Origin of the sequence: Pseudomonas viridiflava (assembly GCF_900602065.1) — a bacterium.
GTDB lineage: Bacteria > Pseudomonadota > Gammaproteobacteria > Pseudomonadales > Pseudomonadaceae > Aquipseudomonas.
Genome location: NZ_UWFN01000265.1, coordinates 626662 through 645865, shown reverse-complemented (window position 1 = coordinate 645865; position 19204 = coordinate 626662). Strand labels below are relative to the sequence as shown.

The following is a 19204-nucleotide window of genomic DNA, read 5'->3' as shown; positions in this document are numbered from 1 at the left end:
CATGTGTTTCATAGGCGGGGAGCCGGAACCTGATCAAGCAGTTGTCCGAGTACCTGATCAACCGACAGGCCTTCGATGTCGAGCTCTGGCGCCAGTCGTACCCGATGGCGCAATACGGCGAGCGCGCAGCTTTTGACGTCGTCAGGAATGACAAACTCGCCGCCGCGCAACAACGCTCGGGCTCGGCCGCCCCGAACGAGTGCAATTGACGCCCGCGGGCCTGCTCCGAGGGTCAGACCTGGCCAGGTACGTGTGGCTCGGGCCAGCCGAATGGCGTAGTCCAGCACCTGATCATCAAGGGGCAGTTCGCTTGCGATGCGCTGCAAGGCTTGTACTTCTCTGGCCTGAAGCACCACGCGCAATGGCTGCACGTCCAGCATGTCGGCCCGGGTCGAACGTGTGACCTGACGAACCATGGCCAATTCTTCTTCGACGTCCGGGTAGTCCATACGCAGTTTGAGCATGAAGCGATCCAGCTCGGCTTCGGGCAGTGGATAGGTCCCTTCCTGCTCGATCGGGTTTTGCGTTGCCAGCACCATGAATGGCTGCGCGATCGGCATGGCCTTGCCTTCGAGTGTCACCTGGCGTTCCTGCATGGCTTCAAGCAGTGCGGCCTGAGTCTTGGCCGGTGCGCGGTTGATTTCATCGGCCAGTAGCAGGTTGGTGAAAATCGGACCCTTGCGCAGTTTGAACTGCTCGGTTTGCAGGTCATAGACCGCGTGCCCGGTGACATCGCTGGGCATCAGGTCAGGCGTAAACTGAATCCGCGCGAACTCGCCGCCGAAACAGCGGGCCAGCGCCCGCACCAGCAGGGTTTTACCAAGGCCCGGTACACCCTCAAGCAGAACGTGGCCGCCGCCAATCAATGCGGTCAGTACGTCATCAATGACCGCAGCCTGTCCAATCACGGCTTTTTGCAGTTCCTTGCGCAGCGCTTGCGCCAGCTGACTGGCGCGCTGGCGTTGCTGAGCCTGATTGCTCACAGGCGTCACCGGAGTCGCTGCCGGGTCGATATTGAACTCGACGACAGGCTCGGGGCTGGCGGACGGTTCGTTGGGTAGATCGCTCATAGGGCATTCCTGATGGTTTGCAGGTGGGCAACCTGACGGGTGAAGTCGGAACTGGACATGCGCTGTGCCGGACGCGGGCGCATTGCCTGACTGATGACGCTGCCTGGCTGGCGCGTCAGACGTGCCAGGACTTGCCATTGATCAGCGACCATTAGTGAGTCGAAGCCCGGATGGCGAATACGGGCGCGGTGAAGAATTTCTGTTTGCAGGGCGCGCAGAAGTGATTGCGGACCGCTGCGACGACGCAGGAATTCAGCGCTGGCACGCAAGTGCTCGGTCAATTGCCGACGAGCTCCCGCTGCGGGCGCCCGTAACGGCCCCTGGCGCATACCCGCCCGCCACAATCCTGCACCGACGAGCAGTAACAGCATCAGTAGCAGTAGCGGGAAGTGGCGCAGCAGCAGGCTGAACAGATTATCGTGCTGGGTCCTGACGACCATCGTGACCTTGCTGTCTTGAGTCAGATACCACAGTAGCCAGGCATTGTCGTAGCGACCGATGGACCCGGTTTTCCACAGCTCGGCGTCGGTTACCACGGTGATCAGGCCATCGCCATAGACCAGTTGCAGCATGTGCGTTGCGCCAGCGCTGTTGGCCCATGACTGGGCCTGGTCCTCTGGGTCTTCAAGGTGGAATCTGGGGTCGAAGCCTATATAGGCCGGTGCTTCTTCATTTTCCAGATACAGGCGTGTCAAATCTGGCCAGGGCAACCTGGGTGCTTTGGGGGCCGGTGCGCGCAGCGGGATTACCGGGCTGACGGGAGAGTATTCCTGCCCTTTGAGGTCTTTGGTGAGTAGCTGATGAATCTGAAGGCGATCAAGCAACAGGTCGCCGCTGCGGCCTTTTTTTTCATTCCAGAGCTGTCTGGCAACAAACAGCAGATGCCCCCCTGAGCGTGCCCAATGCAGGACTTGATCCGCTTGCGCAGGGGTCATGTGTTCCCGGCTGTCCAACAGCAACAGGGTTTGTGATTCCTGGCTCGTATCGGGCAGTTTGTTAGTGGAGTCCGCGATATTCACCGCGATGGAACGGTTGCGCAGAAAGCTTTCTGCAGCCAGCCATGGATTGCCACGGGCTTCGGGAGAGGGGCCTTGATCGACGGTCTCCTCGTAGTGCTCGAGGTTTTTCAGCAGATAGCCTGCGCTCAGGCACAAAACCAGCACAACCAGGGTGAGCAGTACTCCATTACGTCGGGTCATGGCCGGGCTTTCCGGTCAAACAGGTGCCGCCACTGCTCGCACAGTTCCTGCTGGACATGAGCCGCCGGCAGTTGATGACCGTAGGCGAGGTTCTGCCAGTGTTGAGTCAGGTTGCGGCTGAACTCGTTAAGGGCAGGCTGATCAAGCGCAGCGATTCTTTGCAGGACCTGGCCTTCGGTGTCGGCGCTTTTCAGTGGTAACTGATAATCGCTGAGCAAGCGGCTGAGCAGCGCTCTGTAGAGCAGCCCCAACGCTTCGCGTGGCTGGCTCGGCCAGAGTCTTTCGGCGCTGCCCGCGACGTCGCCAGGCAGACTTTCAGCGCTGATTTGCAGGCCGAATAACTGTTCGGGCTGCAGGCGCTGCGGTTTTTCACGGGGGGCTCGACGGTTGACGAATGTAGCCAGCCATTTTCTGTAGCGCCAGATCACCACGCCAGTCACGGCGATAACAATTGCCCACAGCAAAACCTTGAAAGCCTGGGCAAGGTAGTTGCCTAGCTGCAGTAGCCATTTCAGCCACTCGCGCAGATTGTTGAGCTTGTCCGCGCCGTTCTCCGCTTGGGAGGTTTTCTGCTCTTCAGGTAACCGCCAGCCGGAAACTGTCTTCGGGTTTTTGAACGGTGGTTGCTGTAGCACATTGTGAATGTCCTGCCGCGACGCAGTGCTGGTCAGGTCCTGATTGACGAGGCGTGGGCTGTCTGGGCCCGGCTCGTTTTCGGTTGAAAGTTCGGGAATGGGGCAGCTGAAATCCTGTTGCGCAGACCAGGCCTTGGGGGGCGGACTGATCAGCGTCAGACCAAGGCCGATCATCAGCACATAGGCGCTACCCGTGAGCCGCTGACGCAAACGCCGCAGAACCAGTTCAATGTCCCAGGCCTCCAGAACCGTGCGCCGGTTCAAATACAGGGTGAAACCGCATGAGACGTAGATCGGTCCCCATATCATCAGGATCAGTACATAGAACAGATTGCTCAGGTGCTCCAGCCAGTTCAGTTCGTTGTTCAGCTTGAGCATCATCAGCCAGGCCCAGTCGAGCTCCACCTGTTGAGGAATCAGTGCGTAAAAAAACACGATCATGCCTATCCACAGACAAAGCTCCAGCGCGCTGCCGACTACTGTCAGGCAACGAGCTGCAAACTGATCTTTCTGGCTGAGCACCTCGATTCTCTGTCTGAGTTCAGCGCCAGAGAGTTGCTCCAACTGTTGCACCGGCAAAATAAAGCTGCGGCTCAGGCTGAATCTGCGCCAGGTCAGGCTGGCGAGAAGATTCGGACGCAATGTTTTCAGCCAGCCTTTCAGTGCCTCTTTGAGGCTTGGGGCCGGGTCGAATAACGCTTGAGAAAGAATGAGCAGTGGCAGGCGTTCATAAACAGGCTTGAGCCACCAGAACACCACGATCGCGATTTTCGGGTAGTCCCACAGGAGGAGGCTGAGCAGCGCGAAGATTGGCAGGGTCACCATCGCCCAGCTGGCTATCAGCAAGCCACGATGCTTGCGCGCCAGCAGAACACCCAGATCAATGGCTTCCCATGGGGTTCGCGGCTGAATCGCAACGCTGGCATCAGTCAGGCGCATGGCGAGTCCTGCCAGCAAAAACCAGATAGGCGATGACCAGTCCCCATAGCGTGCCACCGACTGCATACTTGATGGTCGGTTGCGGCCAGGTCATGGATGACCAGTAGGCCTCTATAAACGCTGCAATCAACAAAAACAGGATGACGCCATAAACGAGCTGAACACTGGTCTTTGCAGCCATCCGCAGAGCCTCGCCGCGACGTAGCGCTCCGGGGGCGAGAAGTGCCCAGCCGAGTTTGAGGCCTGCGGCGCCCGCCAGAGCGATGGCGGTGAGTTCAAATGCGCCGTGGCCGATGACAAATGACCAGAATGTCTGCCCGTAGCCCATGCCGGTCAGGTGTCCGGCGACCGCCCCGATCGTGACGCCGTTGAAGAACAGGAAGAACAGGCTGCCAAGCCCGAACAGCAAACCGGTGGCGTAGGTCTGAAAGGCAATCCCGATGTTGTTCATGATGTAGTAACCGAACATCATCCAGTCGGCGTCGGCGGCACGCTCCGCCGCCTGGCCGATACGGCTCGATTGCGGATCGTACATGCTCTCCATCTGCGTCACCTGCTCAGGGGTAACGACGCTGTAGATCAGGTCGGGGAAGCCGTGCACCAGCAAGGCCATGCCGATCAGACTGCCGAAGAACAGCAGGCTGGCAACGGCCACCAGACGCCATTCTGCACGCACCAGCCGTGGGAATCCCGCCAGTACGAAACCCAGCAATTGCGCGCCGATGGGGTGGCGATGGCGATACAGTTGCTGATGTCCACGCATCGCCAACTGCTGCAACGGATCGACCAGATGGCTGCTGTAACCTCTCTCCTGCGCAATGGCCAACTGGTTACAGATACGTCGGTAATCACGGCTGAATGTCTCGTTCGAACCGGCTTGCGGTTTGCCTTTTTCAAGGCCGGCCAGGCGCTCTGCAAAACGCGCCCATTCAGCCTGATAACGAAGTTCGAAAAGGCCTTGTTTCATGTTGGCCCCAGCAGGCCGCTGGCCACGCTATTGAGTCTTGGCACCGCGAGTGCGGGGCTTACGTTAAGCGGCTCGGCGAGAATGGATGCCAGTTCCTGAGTCCGTTCCGAGGAGAGTTCGGCCTGACGTTGCGCGAAGCTCAGAATCGCTCGTTGTTCTTCCAGAGTCATCATGAACGGCGCAATGATCGGCGTGGCCTGGGGCAGTACCGGGCGGCGCGGCGGTTTGTCCTGATAGACCACCAGTGTGCCTGCGGCGAGATCACCCAGGCGCTTGAATTGCGGGTGTTGCAGACAACTGATGGCTGCGAGGCTGTAACCGAACGGCAGCATGTCGACGAAGCGCAGCAGGTTGCGGATCAGCGACGCCGTCCAGCCGATGGGGGTTGCGTCATCGTGGATCACTCTCAGGCCCATGATCTGTTTGCCAGGTGTACGTCCCTGGTTAAGGACTTCAAACAACACCATGTACCACCAGGTCACCACGAACAGCGCAATAGCGCTCGAACCCGCACCAAACGACTCGAACAGGCTGAAGATCAGGAAGAGTGCGCCCATGACTGCGGCACGAATGCTGAAATCGATAGCGAACGCCAGTGCACGCGGTACAAGTCCAGCCGGTCGCAGATGCAGATCGATGCCTTCCGGGGTTTCGATCTGGCTACGGGTGTCCAGCGGCGCGGTTGGCGGTGCAGTCCTTGGCAAAATGTGCGGAGATGGCATTGTCGGGAGAGGGACGCCTGAGAGCAAAGCCTGATGCTAGGTGCTGTTGGGATGCTAAGCAACCGGACTGTTTCTACATGTGATGTAAGAAAAGGTTTCTTTTGAGGAAAACCTCGCCTGATTGGCCTTTTTCCATGTTCAAGCCCTACACTTTGCCGGTCTTTTGTTCAGGATCAGCCCGTGACTTCCAGCATCTTCTGGTACGACTACGAAACCACCGGTATTAACCCGCGCAACGATCGCCCGCTGCAAATGGCGGGTATACGCACTGATTTCGAGCTCAACGAGATAGCGCCTCCGGTCAATATTCACTGTCAGCCCAGTGACGATATCCTGCCGCATCCCGCTGCATGCATGATTACCGGCATCACGCCGACGACTCTCGCCGAGAAGGGCTTGTGCGAGGCCGATTTAATGACGCGTGTGCATGCACAGCTCGCAGCGCCGGGTACGTGCGGCGCGGGTTACAACACGTTGCGTTTCGATGATGAGATGACACGGTACAGTCTGTACCGGAATTTTTTTGATCCTTACGCGCGGGAATGGCAGGGCGGCAACAGTCGCTGGGATTTGATCGACGTGGTTCGTGCTGCCTACGCGCTGCGCCCCGAAGGCATTGTCTGGCCGGAAGACGACGGCCGGGTCACCCTCAAACTCGAACGCCTCACGGCGGCAAATGGCATCGATCATGGTCAGGCACATGATGCCTTGTCCGATGTGCGCGCCACGATTGCTCTGGCGCGTCTGATTCGTGAGAAACAGCCTCGTCTTTACGAGTACCTGTTCGAGTTGCGCACCAAGCAAAAAGTCCAACAGCAGATACGGCTCATGGAGCCGTTGGTACATATCTCCGGACGTTTTTCCGCGGCGCGTCATTATCTCGGGGTTGTGCTTCCGCTCGCCTGGCACCCGCAGAACCGGAACGCGCTGATTGTTTGCGATTTACATCAGGACCACAGGCCGTTACTGGAACAGGACGCCCACCTATTGCGACAACGGTTATATACCCGTCGCGAAGAGTTGGTGGACGGCGAGCTGCCCGTCCCACTCAAACTCTTGCATATAAACCGTTGCCCGGTGATCGCACCGATGAAGGTGTTGCGGCCTGAAGATCAACAACGCTTGAATCTGGACATGACAGTCTTCGATGAGCGTGTACGTCATCTCAATGAACGTGAGGATCTCTGGCGAGAAAAGCTGGACGTCATTTATGCAGGCGATGACTTTGTTGCCAGCGAAGATCCAGAACAACAATTGTATGACGGATTTATTGGCGACCGTGATCGCAGGCTGTGTGAGCAAGTTCGTAATGCTGAACCGGCAGACTTGGCTCATCAGTCATGGCCTTTTGATGATGCACGCTTGCCAGAGTTATTATTTCGGTATCGGGCACGTAATTTTGCTGAAACGCTGAGCACCGAAGAGCAACAGCGCTGGCTTGATTTTTGTAGGACACGACTGACAACGCCTGAATGGGGGGCGCCTAATACGCTGAAAAGTTTCACTCAGTCACTTGTTGAACTGTCCCTTAGTGCGAACCCGGAACAGCTCAAGGTATTGCGCGAGTGGCAGGACTATGTCGAGGTGCTGCGCCAGAGACTGGGCATTTGAGGCCGCACTGACGGGCGTTCCCCAGGCAATAAAAAACGCCAGCATGGCTGGCGTTTTTTTGCGTAACGAGTGAAGCAGGACTTGCCTGGGGTTTAGCCCAGCAGAGTAGCCCAGCCTTCAACTTCATCACCACCCCACTTGGCTTTCCACTCTTTCAGAGTTTTGTGGTTGCCACCTTTGGTTTCGATGACTTCGCCGTTGTGCGGGTTTTTATATTGCTTGACCTTGCGCGCGCGCTTGGTGCCAGTCGGTTTAACTGCGCCGCGAGCGGACTTGCCAACTTTTGCTTCTGGGTCGAGCAGAGCAATGATGTCGCGCAGCGACTTCTGGTATTCGCCCATCAGGGTGCGCAGTTTGCCTTCGAATTCCAGCTCGGTTTGCAGTTTGTCGTCTTGAGACAGGTTCTTCAAACGGGCTTGCAGTTCTTTGATGGCTTCTTCTGTCGCACGGTATTCGTTGATCAGGGACATGATGCTTACCTATGTTGAGAGGTGGCAGGGAGACAGTGAAGCAATAATAGTCATGCGCCATGATCAAGTAAACATTAAATAAAAGTTTTATTTGAATTATTTAGAAATATACACCGTCCTACAAAACGGACGATAACTAGATGCTCTGACACCGGCGACAAAGATAGTCATATCAACCTGTTTAATTCCTGGTGTGATAAGTGATCGTGCAGGCAACGCTACGTGGGGGGGAGAGCGTTGCCGCTGCAGGACGCACGGGTGGGTTTGGCGGTCCTCAATCAGTTTGACAGGAATACTGCAGTTTTCCCGCGCAGTCGCTAGAATAGCGGCCTTTGCGAAGTTCTGGAGTTTCCCCCAATGCGCACTTTTCGTCTGGTGATTTCTTGCCCGGACCGTGTCGGCATCGTTGCCAAAGTCAGTAACTTTCTGGCGTCCTATAACGGCTGGATTACCGAAGCGAGCCATCACTCTGACAACCTGAGTGGCTGGTTCTTCATGCGTCACGAAATTCGTGCCGATACGCTGCCTTTCGATCTGGACGCTTTCCGCGAGGCCTTCGCGCCCATCGCTGAAGAGTTTGCGATGGACTGGCGCATCACCGACTCAGCGCAAAAGAAGCGCGTCGTACTGATGGCGAGTCGCGAGTCGCACTGTCTGGCGGACTTGTTGCACCGCTGGCACAGCGATGAACTGGATTGCGAAATTGCCTGCGTGATTTCCAATCACCAGGATTTGCGCAGCATGGTTGAATGGCATGGCATTCCTTATTACTACGTTCCGGTAAACCCGACCGACAAAGAACCGGCATTTGCCGAGGTTTCTCGTCTGGTATCCCATCACCAGGCTGACGTAGTGGTGCTGGCGCGTTACATGCAGATTCTGCCGCCGCAACTGTGCCGTGAATATGCCCATCAGGTCATCAATATTCACCACAGCTTCCTGCCATCGTTTGTGGGTGCCAAGCCTTATCACCAGGCTTCCTTGCGGGGGGTAAAGTTGATCGGCGCAACTTGCCATTATGTTACTGAAGAGTTGGATGCCGGCCCGATCATCGAGCAGGACGTAGTGCGTGTCAGCCACAGCGACAGCATTGAGAACATGGTGCGTTTCGGTCGTGACGTGGAAAAAATGGTACTGGCCCGCGGCTTGCGCTACCACCTGGAAGACCGCGTGCTGGTGCATGACAACAAGACGGTAGTGTTCGACTAAGCTGATTTTGTCTACTTGGGATACGACGTCGTTTCTTGGGTGGTATTAGCAAGGTGGGAGCCAATTTGTTCGCGAAAATGATGGGGCATGCGCTGATGTATTTTCAGGTCCGGCCCCTTCGCGAATGAATTCGCTCCCACAGTTAAATCGCACTCCGACTCAGGTTTTGTTAGCAAGCTTGCAAGGCGACCGACATGACTGACCCGCTCGACAAAGCTACGTCTACAGCGCCCCCAACCTTGGGGGAGGGCTGTCTTAGCCGCTATGATCCTGATGCGCTTACGCCTGAAGACGGTGCCGATTTCGACGGAGCTGCCGAACTTTGGCGTGTAACGCAGCTGGAAAAGGAGCAGCAACACAGCGACAGGCCCGACGCCTGATTCAGATTTGATTGAAACGGATCAACTTGTTCAGCAATGGTCGTCCGACCATCAGCAAGAAGATCGGCCCTCCCACCACGAGGTAGAAGTAGTAGGTCACGGTGCGCCAGATCAGGATGGCGGCTGCGGCTGTGGATTTGCCTACCATCGGTGCCAGAAGTGCCGCAGACGTCAACTCCGCGGTACCCGCGCCTCCGGGCAGCAGGCTGAATTGCCCGGCGGTCAACGACAGCATCTGAATCAGAAACGTCCAGGCCCACTGCACGTTGACGCCCAGGCCTTGTAGCGCCAGATACAAAATGCTGTAACGCAGCCCCCAGTGCAGGCAGGTCAGTAGAAATACAGCGATCAACTTCTGGCGAGGCATTTTCCAGGTTTCAGCCAGCGCATCACGAAAATGCAGAAGTTTGCGCGCCCAGCGATGCCGGGTAGTGCCTTTGGTGTTCAGTCGTTTAAGCACGCGACCGTTGAACTTGATGACCTGGCGATGGAATCGGGCGAACCCGAGGAACAGACACAGGCTGCCCACAACTAGAACCGCGCTGAAGCCCAACAGCCATTCCATGCGCTCGCTGAGGGTGTGGAAGAGCGCATAAAACATGATCCCCACGAGCGCAACGAGGAAAAACACCAGATCGCTGAGTTGGTCCGTGGCGAATACTGCGCTGGCTTTTGCGGGTCTGACGCCATTTCGGGCGAGCACTGCCATCAACGTCAGCGGCCCACCGCTGCCACCGGGCGTTGCGCAATAGGCAAACTCGCTGGCCATAATCAGGCCCAGGCTTTTATTGATTGTCAGTTGGCGTGCGCTTTCACCCAACAGGATCCGCATGCGTAGGGTATTCAGGCCCCAGCAGAGGATGATCATGCCGAACATGGCCATGAGCAGGGCGAAGGGGAAGTTGCGTAAGCGCTGAAAGATATCTCCGCCGCCCATCAGCAACGGGATCAGCACTGCTGCCAGCAAGCCAATAGCCAACCATGCAATTCGCTTCATTCTTGATGCTCTGAAGGTTGCAACGGTTGAGCCAGCGAGATAAATGCGGTCATGGGGTGTTGTGTGCCTTGTTCGAGCAAGTGAGTAGCGGCATGCCTGATATTACAGGCCGAACTGCTCTGGATGATCACGGAAAAGTTTAACGTTGACCACCGATTACGACAGATGTTCGTCAGGTGGGGTCGACAGTGTGTTGCTGACGCGCTCGCGGCTAAAGCCGTTCCTGCGAACTGCGCCTGTCCGGTAGGAGCGAACGTGTTCGCGAAGCATTGGCACAAGCGATAGATCAGCATCGCCAGCCAAACCGCCTCGCGAACATGTTGGCTCCTACCAGGGGTTGCATCCTTCCTTCCCCGCTATAGCATTAAGTTTTGCGCTGTTTTCCGGCTAGTGGACCACACTGAGATAACGATCAAGACAGGGTGATGAAATGCCAGACGCTCAGAACATTGTGATAGGTGCCGGTCCGGACGGACTGCCGGTGAGTCAGGCGTTGCGCCTGGGAAATCGGCACGGTCTGGTGGCCGGAGCGACCGGAACCGGCAAAACGGTGACATTGCAGCGCCTGGCCGAGGCCTTCAGCGATGCGGGTGTCGCAGTATTCGCTGCTGATATCAAGGGAGACTTGTGCGGGCTGGGCGCACCCGGTGCTCCGCAAGGCAAGATTGCCGAGCGCATCGCTGGCATGCCCTGGCTCAATCACACCCCAAAGGGCTATCCGGTCACGTTGTGGGACATCCACGGGCAATCCGGTCATCCGCTTCGCACCACATTGAGCGAAATGGGGCCGCTGTTACTGGGTAGCCTGCTTGAGTTGACGGACAGTCAGCAGGCGGCACTGTATGCGGCTTTCAAGGTGGCGGATCGTGAAGGCTTGTTGCTGCTCGATATCAAAGACCTCAAGGCATTGCTCAATCACCTGCGCGATAACCCGCAGTTGCTGGGAGAAGACTCTTCTCTGATTACCACGGGTTCAAGTCAGGCGTTACAGCGCCGTCTGGCGGTGCTTGAACAGCAGGGCGCCGAGGCGTTGTTTGGCGAACCCGCTTTGCAACTGGAAGACATCCTGCATCCGGCAAGCGACGGGCGAGGGCGTATCCATTTGCTGGATGCCAGTCGTCTGGTGCATGAGGCGCCAAAGGTCTACGCGACTTTCCTTTTGTGGCTGTTAGCCGAGTTGTTCGAGCAACTACCTGAGCGCGGTGATGCGGACAAGCCGATATTGGCGCTATTTTTCGATGAGGCGCATTTGCTGTTTGCTGACACAGCCAAGGCCTTGCAGGACAGGCTTGAGCAAGTAGTGCGGTTGATCCGTTCCAAAGGCGTCGGCGTGTATTTTGTCACCCAGTCACCGGGTGACTTGCCCGATCAGGTGCTTGCGCAGTTGGGATTGCGTATCCAGCACGGTTTGCGAGCATTCACCGCCAGGGAGCAGAAGTCTTTGCGCGCTGTGGCAGACGGGTTCCGACCCAATCCGGATATCGACACGCTGGCGGTGCTCACACAGCTCGGTATTGGCGAAGCATTGGTGGGTACCTTGCAGGAAAAAGGTACGCCCGCGATGGTCCAGCAAGTGTTGATCGCGCCGCCCCAGTCGCGAATTGGGCCGCTGAGCGCCGCCGAACGAGCCAGCCTGATCGCCCAATCGCCTCTGGCTGGACGCTACGACAAGCCGGTTGACCGTGAGTCTGCCTATGAAATGCTTGTCGCCCGTAAAGTCACCGCCCCTGAAACGGAAGACGTGCCCGCAAAAAGTGCCAAGGAGCAGGAGAGCTTCACTGATATGGCTGGGGCGTTTCTTGGGGGCGTGGCAGGGCAGGCGATGAAAAGCGCAGTGCGACAGGCTGCCAACCAGTTGGGGCGGCAGTTGGTGCGGGGGTTGATGGGGTCGTTACTGGGCGGGGGTAAGAAGCGGCGGTAGTTCAGGGATGTTTGTAAACTGCTCTATGTCTCTTGGTTCACAGTTTTCGCAGCAAACATTGGACTGTAGGAGCGAGCTTGCTCGCGATAACGTTAGCACAGGCGATACATCCATCGACTGACAGACCGAATCGCGAGCAAGCTCGCTCCTACATTCCGGTATTTGCTTCGCGAGCGCGCGGTGTCAGGGGCAACGGGCGACTCCTACAGCAGCGCGCCAGCGCGGGTGATACCCGCGATGGCGCTTTTATCAAGCCAGCGCTTTGGAGGCGAGCCAGAACAAACCGGCCGACAAGGCGACGGTGGCTGGCAGGGTCAAGACCCAGGCCAGCAGGATGGTGCGTACGGTACCGCTCTGCAGACCGCTTTTGTTGGCAACCATGGTGCCCGCAACGCCCGATGACAAAATGTGGGTCGTCGAAACCGGAAGGCTGAAGATGTTAGCCGCAGCAATGGCGCAAGCCGTCGTGATCTGGGCCGACATGCCTTGTGCGTATGTCATGCCTTGCTTGCCAATCTTCTCGCCGATGGTCAGAACCACGCGTTTCCAGCCGACCATTGTGCCGATGCCCAAGGCCAGAGCTACGGCCAGAATCACCCAGAATGGCGCGTATTCAGTGGTTGCGGTCAGGTCTTTGCGGAGCTTTTCCAGATCCGATTTTTCACGAGGCGCCAGGTTTGGCAGTTTGGCCACTTTGCGCGCAGTGTCATCCAGGCACAGCAAGTAACGGCGGACTTCAATACGGCGCTCGGGCGTCAAGGAGTGGTAGTCGGCAACGCCGGTGAGGTTGTCGAGCAATGCGGCGATGGTGGGTTCGGTTTGTTCCGGGTTGCAGCTGGAGCTTTCCGGCAGGTCGCCTTTTTCTGCTTTGCCCAGCGCCAGGAATTCGCCCAGTGTGGCGTTGTTGCGCTGATAGAACTGGCTCAGATGCAGGGTCGCATCCTTGGTCCGTTCGATTTGATAGGTGGTGCTGTTCAAATCCAGTACGAACTGGCTTGGCACAATACCGATGAGGACCAGCATGATCAGGCCGATGCCTTTCTGGCCGTCGTTGGAGCCGTGTACGAAGCTCACCGCCATGGCCGAAATCACCAGAACCAGACGGTTCCAGAATGGCGGATGCTTCTTGTCGTCGAGTTTGCGACGCTGTTCAGGCGTCTTGTGCATTTTCGACAGCGGCCGCCACCATTTCAGCCCTATCAGGACCAGCGCAGCCACCAGGAAACCCGCGAGTGGCGAGAAAACCAGCGAAGCGCCGATGTCGATCGCTTTCTGCCAGTTCACACCATCGGCCAACGGAATATCGTTGATCAACGCGTTGGCAAGGCCAACACCGAGGATCGAGCCGATCAGCGTGTGGGAACTTGATGCCGGAATACCGAAATACCAGGTGCCCAGGTTCCAGGTGATCGCCGCAGCGAGCAACGAGAAGACCATGGCCAGGCCGTGACCGGTGTTGACGTTGATCAGCAACTCAACCGGCAACAAGTGAACGATGGCATAGGCCACGCCGACACCGCCCAGCAGCACACCCAGGAAATTGAAGATCCCGGAAAAGAACACGGCCAGATGAGGCGGCATGGCTTTGGTATAAATGACTGTCGCCACCGCGTTTGCGGTGTCATGAAAGCCGTTGATGAACTCGAAGGTGAGGACGAACGCCAGGGCGAGCAACAGGCTCACAAGCACCCAAGCATCTAGTCCGCTGAATAAATCGATCATGAAGGTTTTCTGACCCGGTCTGAAGGGGGCGGGATTATGACAGAAAAAATACAGATCGATGTATCGGCTGCCGACTGGTATCGCCCGATTGTCGAAATTTTATGCTCGACAAAGCCTCCCCGTTGATAACTCAAGGGGATAGTCGCGGCCTGTTCATGGCTGTCAGGCAAAGCTGTTGCCTGTCCTGAATCTTTTTCGACCGGGCAATGAGGGCTGCCCGGATCGCAAGGGCGGTGAAGTTAACGCTCTTCGTTCAGGTCTTTTTCCATTTTCTGCAGTTCTTGCTTGAAAGCCTGGTCCAGAATGCTGGCTTTCTTGCGCCAAGGTTTGCGTTCCGGCTCTGGTTGAGCGGCGTAGGTAGTGATCTCACCACCGTAAACATCCTTGTAGCGTTGTTCCTGGCGCTCAAGTTCCGCGCGCAGTTCATCTTTGGTCACGTTGTTACCTGATCAAGTCAAAAATTTATCTGGCGATATCGCAAAGCTGCTTAAACGTCCACACATAAACTCATCCAGGGCTGCGGGTAGGCATATGCCAAACAGCAGGCTGGAGGGGCCGTGTTCAGAACATCTTGCGGCTCGCGGCTACGGACACCAGAACACGTAATTGTCGTAGCGACAGTCGTTTGAGTTGCAAGTGCGATGGCTACTTTGGTCGAGATCTATTCGCGAGGATAACGATGCGGCAGCACTGCTACAGTGCGTCGATCCTGTGGTATGCCCTGAGCATGGCGCCCGGTACTGCAACCATTGCGAATCGTTATTGCCGACCAAGTGACAGACACTATCTCCAAGAACTTCGAATCAGTCAACTATATGTGAGGCTGTTTATCAAAAGACTTCAAGATTGGAGTTTTTCTTGTACGACTGTTCTGAAGTTTCAGTGAGTGACATACGACGTAACTTCAATGTACGAAATATTGACAGTCGCAGACAGATTTCTGGCGACATAGTTCGGGGCGAAGTGCGTGGACTGTGCAGGGCAAGCGATATTTGTGACGAAGGGACGCATAAGGAGAATGCAAACTGCAATTTGTGGCGTTTCGATATCATGTGCGTCGAAGCGATGCAGGAATAAAAACGGCCTCGCTTCATGGGCAAGGCCGTGCCTTGGACTTCTCGTGGGTACCTGACCAGTATTTCCAAGAAGCCACTTAAGGCTATGCAAAGGTATAAGTATCTTTGTGATGGGTCAATTGCGATTATCGGCCAGTCGTTCGATAATCGCACGAAGCGGCTTGAGCATTTCCTCTGAAAAGCGTGGAAGCTGCGAATCGTATGGCCTGAGAGGTTTTCCCGAGGTAGTGGCAATGAATGATGAACTACGAAATTCTTTTGCTTCGTTAGCCCCGCCTATTGTGGCGTCACCCGCCAAACGGATTCAGGCGTTAACCGGAGACCCGGATTTCATGACCTCGCTGGCCAGAGGGCTGGCAGTGATTCATGCCTTTCAGGAGCGCAAACGGCACCTGACCATTGCGCAAATCAGTCACCGCACGGAGATTCCTCGCGCGGCTGTTCGACGGTGTTTGCTGACATTGATCAAACTGGGATATGCGACGACAGACGGTCGGACTTATTCACTGCTGCCCAAAGTCCTGACACTGGGGCACGCTTATCTGTCATCGACTCCACTGGCCGTTTCTTCCCAACCCTATCTGGACCGGATGAGTGACCAGTTGCATGAGGCCTGCAACATGGCGACCCTGGAGGGGGAGGACATTCTGTACATCGCCCGTTCCGCGACTACTCAGCGCCTGATTTCGGTCGATCTCTCCGTGGGCGGTCGACTGCCTGCCTATTGCACGTCAATGGGCCGTATCCTGCTCTCGGCACTGGATGATGTCTCGCTCCGCGAGTATCTGGACCATGTTGACCTGCAACCCAAAACCAGCCGAACGATCCGCACGGCTGATGCGTTGCTTGAATGCCTTCAGCAGGTTCGTCAACAAGGCTGGTGCATTGTCGATCAGGAGCTGGAGCAAGGTTTACGGTCCATTGCGGTACCGGTCTACGACGCGTCGGGTCAGGTACTTGCCGCACTGAATGTCAGTACCAGCGCGGGGCGTGTTGCCAGAAGTGAGCTGGAGCAGCGCTTTCTGCCGATCATGCTGGATGCGAGCAGAGATCTGAGCACTCAGCTGTTCACCTGACGTTCGCTGAATTTGTGCGATTAACGAACGAATAATCGATTATCGGATTGTTTGGCCTCAGGCCCCGGCATAACCTCAAGTCCATTCCAGCGTAGTTCATCTGCGCTGTTCATTGGATGTAATTTGAGTTCGGGAGCACCTCATGGCTGAAATTCTTTCTCTACGCGACGCCGTGAAGCAATTCGTCAACGATGGCGACACCGTTGCGCTGGAAGGCTTCACCCATTTGATCCCCACGGCTGCAGGCCACGAAATTATTCGCCAGGGCAAGAAAGATCTGACCCTGGTGCGCATGACGCCAGACCTGATCTACGACCAGCTCATCGGTGCGGGTTGTGCCAAACGTCTGATTTTTTCGTGGGGCGGAAACCCTGGAGTGGGCTCCTTGCACCGTCTGCGCGACGCGGTTGAAAAGCAGTGGCCACACTCGATGGAGATCGAAGAACACAGCCATGCCGATCTGGCCAACGCATACGTCGCCGGTGCCTCCGGACTGCCGTTTGCCGTGCTGCGCGCCTACGCCGGTTCTGACCTGCCAAAGGTCAATCCATTGATCAAAACCGTGACCTGCCCGTTTACCGGGGAGGTCCTCGCGGCGGTGCCGGCGGTGCGTCCTGATGTGACAGTGATTCATGCGCAGAAAGCCGATCGCAAGGGCAACGTGCTTTTGTGGGGCATCCTCGGTGTACAAAAAGAAGCGGCGCTGGCGGCCAAGCGTTGCATCGTCACAGTGGAAGAGATCGTCGATGATCTCAATGCGCCGATGAACGCCTGCGTTCTGCCTACCTGGGCGTTGAGTGCAGTGTGTCATGTGCCCGGTGGCGCGCATCCGTCCTACGCTCACGGTTATTACGAGCGGGATAACCGTTTCTACCAGGCCTGGGACCCGATTGCTCGTGACCGCGAGACTTTTAGCGCCTGGATCAAGGAATACATTCATGGCACAGCGGATTTCAGCGAGTTCCAGAGCAAGTTGGCCAGCGCTTCGGAGGCAAAATAATGACTTACACCACCAGTGAAATGATGACTGTGGCGGCGGCTCGTCGCCTGCGTAATGGCGCGGTCTGCTTCGTAGGTATTGGTTTGCCTTCCAAGGCGGCGAATCTCGCCCGTCTCACTTCGTCGCCGGATGTTGTGCTGATTTACGAGTCAGGCCCTATTGGCGCTAAACCGACGGTACTGCCGCTGTCCATCGGCGACGGTGAACTGGCGGAAACAGCTGACACGGTGGTGTCCACCAGCGAGATTTTCCGTTACTGGCTGCAAGGTGGGCGAGTGGATGTGGGCTTCCTCGGCGCTGCGCAAGTTGACCGTTTCGGCAATATCAACACTACAGTGGTCGGCGACTACAACAACCCGAAAGTCCGTTTGCCAGGGGCGGGTGGCGCGCCGGAAATCGCCGGGTCGGCGAAACAAGTGCTGATCATCCTCAAGCAATCGGCAAGAGCCTTTGTGAACAAGCTGGATTTCATGACTTCAGTGGGGCATGGCGAAGGCGGCGATTCACGCAAGCGTCTGGGTTTGCCTGGCGCTGGACCGGTTGGGATTATTACTGACCTGTGCATCATGGAGCCGGAAGAGGGGACGAACGAGTTCATCGTCACAACACTGCACCCTGGCGTGACCCGTGAGCAGGTCATCGCGGCTACTGGTTGGGAAGTACGCTTTGCCGAAAACGTCGAGTACTCGGCCGAGCCAAGCGAAACCGAACTGAGCGCGTTGCGTGATCTGGAAGCCCGGACCGCTAAAGCGCATGGTCAAGCGCCGGGAGAAGCATGATGCGTGACGTTTTTATCTGCGATGCAATCCGCACTCCGATTGGTCGCTTTGGCGGCGGATTATCCAGTGTTCGTGCTGACGACCTCGCGGCTGTGCCGATCAAGGCGCTGATCGAGCGAAATCCTTCGGTGAACTGGAACGAGGTGGATGAGGTGTTTTTCGGTTGCGCCAACCAGGCCGGCGAAGATAACCGCAACGTTGCGCGCATGGCGGCGTTGCTGGCGGGGCTGCCGGAGACTATTCCGGGCGTCACCCTCAATCGGCTTTGCGCCTCAGGCATGGATGCGATTGGCACAGCATTTCGTGCGATTGCTGCTGGCGAGATGGAATTGGCAATCGCCGGGGGCGTTGAGTCGATGTCCCGTGCGCCCTTTGTCATGGGCAAGGCCGACGCCGCGTACTCCCGCAACATGAAGCTGGAAGACACGACTATCGGCTGGCGTTTCATCAACCCGTTGATGAAAGCGCAGTACGGCGTCGATTCAATGCCACAGACCGGCGATAACGTCGCCGATGATTTCAAGATTTCTCGGGCCGATCAGGACGCTTTCGCCCTGCGCAGTCAGCAGCGCACCGCCGCTGCTCAGGCTGCGGGCTTTTTTAAGGAAGAAATCACGCCCGTTCGAGTTGCCCACAAGAAGGGCGAGACGGTCGTGGAGCAGGATGAGCACCCGCGTGCCGACACCAGTCTGGAAACCCTTGCGAAGCTGAAACCGGTCAACGGTCCGGACAAGACGGTCACTGCTGGTAACGCGTCTGGCGTCAACGACGGCGCTGCCGCGCTGATTCTGGCGTCGGCAGAGGCTGTCAAAAAGCACGGTTTGACGCCCCGTGCGCGGATCCTCGGCATGGCCAGCGCCGGTGTCGCGCCTCGTGTTATGGGGATAGGTCCGGTGCCCGCGGTACGCAAACTGGTTGAGCGACTGGGTCTGGCAGTCAGCGATTTTGATGTGATCGAACTCAACGAAGCCTTTGCCAGCCAGGGCCTGGCGGTTCTGCGTGAACTTGGGCTGGCCGACGATGCACCGCAGGTGAATCCAAATGGTGGCGCAATTGCTTTGGGACACCCATTGGGCATGAGCGGTGCCCGACTGGTGTTGACCGCTCTGCACCAACTGGAAAAAAACGGCGGCCGTCGAGGACTGGCGACCATGTGCGTGGGCGTAGGGCAGGGGCTTGCGTTGGCGATTGAGCGCTGAGACCGAACATCACTGAATACAGTCACCCAGCTTTTTGATGGCCTCCACGAAAAGGTCATTTGAGGGCTGGGTGATTGTTTTTCAGGAGCTCACTCGAGCTTTGTTTTTGTAGGAGCTGCCGAAGGCTGCGAAGTCGATTGCCTGACACACCGCGTTCGCAGCCTTCGGCAGCTCCTACAGGAGGATGGGAATTCAAGAGACTTATGCGCTGTCACATGTTACAGGTTATGTC

General features: G+C 57.0%; 17 protein-coding genes. 8 read left to right on the top strand and 9 right to left on the bottom strand.

The features are described from left to right. Window positions 1-8: 8 nt before the first annotated feature. Genes EE949_RS18155 through EE949_RS18135 form a run of 5 tightly spaced genes read right to left on the bottom strand, consistent with a single transcriptional unit; the run spans window position 9 to window position 5532 of the window. Entirely contained in the window at window positions 9-1070 is a 1062-nt protein-coding gene (locus EE949_RS18155) for an AAA family ATPase (protein WP_122665533.1), read from the bottom strand. Then, window positions 1067-2269, bottom strand: a complete 1203-nt coding sequence (locus tag EE949_RS18150; RefSeq protein WP_122665532.1) for a DUF4350 domain-containing protein — start codon at window positions 2267-2269, stop codon at window positions 1067-1069. The genes EE949_RS18155 and EE949_RS18150 overlap by 4 nt, the downstream gene beginning before the upstream one ends. Next, complete coding sequence (locus EE949_RS18145) at window positions 2266-3843, bottom strand: DUF4129 domain-containing protein (protein WP_122665531.1); 1578 nt, start codon at window positions 3841-3843, stop codon at window positions 2266-2268. Before EE949_RS18145 ends, EE949_RS18150 begins: the two co-directional genes overlap by 4 nt. Continuing rightward, window positions 3830-4810, bottom strand: coding sequence for a stage II sporulation protein M (locus tag EE949_RS18140; protein ID WP_122665530.1), 981 nt, complete (start codon window positions 4808-4810; stop codon window positions 3830-3832). The genes EE949_RS18145 and EE949_RS18140 overlap by 14 nt, the downstream gene beginning before the upstream one ends. Further along, the gene (locus EE949_RS18135) at window positions 4807-5532 is read right to left on the bottom strand and encodes an RDD family protein (protein WP_122665529.1); all 726 of its coding nucleotides are present in this window, start codon (window positions 5530-5532) and stop codon (window positions 4807-4809) included. Before EE949_RS18135 ends, EE949_RS18140 begins: the two co-directional genes overlap by 4 nt. Before the next feature lie 180 nt (window positions 5533-5712). On the opposite strand from EE949_RS18135, the gene sbcB reads away from it, so the two are divergent. Further along, window positions 5713-7143: an exodeoxyribonuclease I gene (gene sbcB, locus EE949_RS18130; RefSeq protein WP_122665528.1), complete on the top strand. Its 1431-nt coding sequence runs from the start codon at window positions 5713-5715 to the stop codon at window positions 7141-7143. Between the two features lie 92 nt (window positions 7144-7235). Here the strand turns inward: sbcB and mvaT are convergent, their stop codons facing one another. Continuing rightward, window positions 7236-7613, bottom strand: a complete 378-nt coding sequence (gene mvaT / locus EE949_RS18125; protein WP_087264785.1) for a histone-like nucleoid-structuring protein MvaT — start codon at window positions 7611-7613, stop codon at window positions 7236-7238. A 357-nt stretch (window positions 7614-7970) separates the two neighbouring features. On the opposite strand from mvaT, the gene purU reads away from it, so the two are divergent. After that, window positions 7971-8822: a formyltetrahydrofolate deformylase gene (gene purU, locus EE949_RS18120; protein ID WP_122665527.1), complete on the top strand. Its 852-nt coding sequence runs from the start codon at window positions 7971-7973 to the stop codon at window positions 8820-8822. Between the two features lie 194 nt (window positions 8823-9016). After that, window positions 9017-9202, top strand: coding sequence for a hypothetical protein (locus EE949_RS18115; protein WP_122665526.1), 186 nt, complete (start codon window positions 9017-9019; stop codon window positions 9200-9202). 1 nt (window position 9203) lies between these two features. On the opposite strand, the gene EE949_RS18110 is transcribed toward EE949_RS18115, so the two are convergent. Next, window positions 9204-10199, bottom strand: coding sequence for a lysylphosphatidylglycerol synthase transmembrane domain-containing protein (locus EE949_RS18110; RefSeq protein WP_122665525.1), 996 nt, complete (start codon window positions 10197-10199; stop codon window positions 9204-9206). Between the two features lie 430 nt (window positions 10200-10629). On the opposite strand from EE949_RS18110, the gene EE949_RS18105 reads away from it, so the two are divergent. Next, window positions 10630-12120: a helicase HerA-like domain-containing protein gene (locus tag EE949_RS18105; RefSeq protein ID WP_122665524.1), complete on the top strand. Its 1491-nt coding sequence runs from the start codon at window positions 10630-10632 to the stop codon at window positions 12118-12120. 249 nt (window positions 12121-12369) lie between these two features. On the opposite strand, the gene EE949_RS18100 is transcribed toward EE949_RS18105, so the two are convergent. Beyond that, window positions 12370-13842: an inorganic phosphate transporter gene (locus EE949_RS18100; protein WP_122665523.1), complete on the bottom strand. Its 1473-nt coding sequence runs from the start codon at window positions 13840-13842 to the stop codon at window positions 12370-12372. 239 nt (window positions 13843-14081) lie between these two features. After that, the gene (locus EE949_RS18095) at window positions 14082-14279 is read right to left on the bottom strand and encodes a hypothetical protein (protein ID WP_122665522.1); all 198 of its coding nucleotides are present in this window, start codon (window positions 14277-14279) and stop codon (window positions 14082-14084) included. An 872-nt stretch (window positions 14280-15151) separates the two neighbouring features. Here EE949_RS18095 and pcaR point away from each other — a divergent pair. The 4 genes from pcaR to pcaF all read left to right on the top strand — a co-directional run bounded on the left by pcaR (window position 15152) and on the right by pcaF (window position 18972). After that, window positions 15152-15994, top strand: a complete 843-nt coding sequence (gene pcaR / locus EE949_RS18090) for a pca regulon transcriptional regulator PcaR (RefSeq protein WP_122665521.1) — start codon at window positions 15152-15154, stop codon at window positions 15992-15994. Between the two features lie 142 nt (window positions 15995-16136). After that, window positions 16137-16994, top strand: a complete 858-nt coding sequence (locus EE949_RS18085; protein WP_122665520.1) for a CoA transferase subunit A — start codon at window positions 16137-16139, stop codon at window positions 16992-16994. Beyond that, the gene (locus EE949_RS18080; RefSeq protein WP_122665519.1) at window positions 16994-17773 is read left to right on the top strand and encodes a CoA-transferase subunit beta; all 780 of its coding nucleotides are present in this window, start codon (window positions 16994-16996) and stop codon (window positions 17771-17773) included. The genes EE949_RS18085 and EE949_RS18080 overlap by 1 nt, the downstream gene beginning before the upstream one ends. Beyond that, the gene (gene pcaF / locus EE949_RS18075) at window positions 17770-18972 is read left to right on the top strand and encodes a 3-oxoadipyl-CoA thiolase (protein ID WP_205504978.1); all 1203 of its coding nucleotides are present in this window, start codon (window positions 17770-17772) and stop codon (window positions 18970-18972) included. Before EE949_RS18080 ends, pcaF begins: the two co-directional genes overlap by 4 nt. Window positions 18973-19204: the final 232 nt, after the last annotated feature.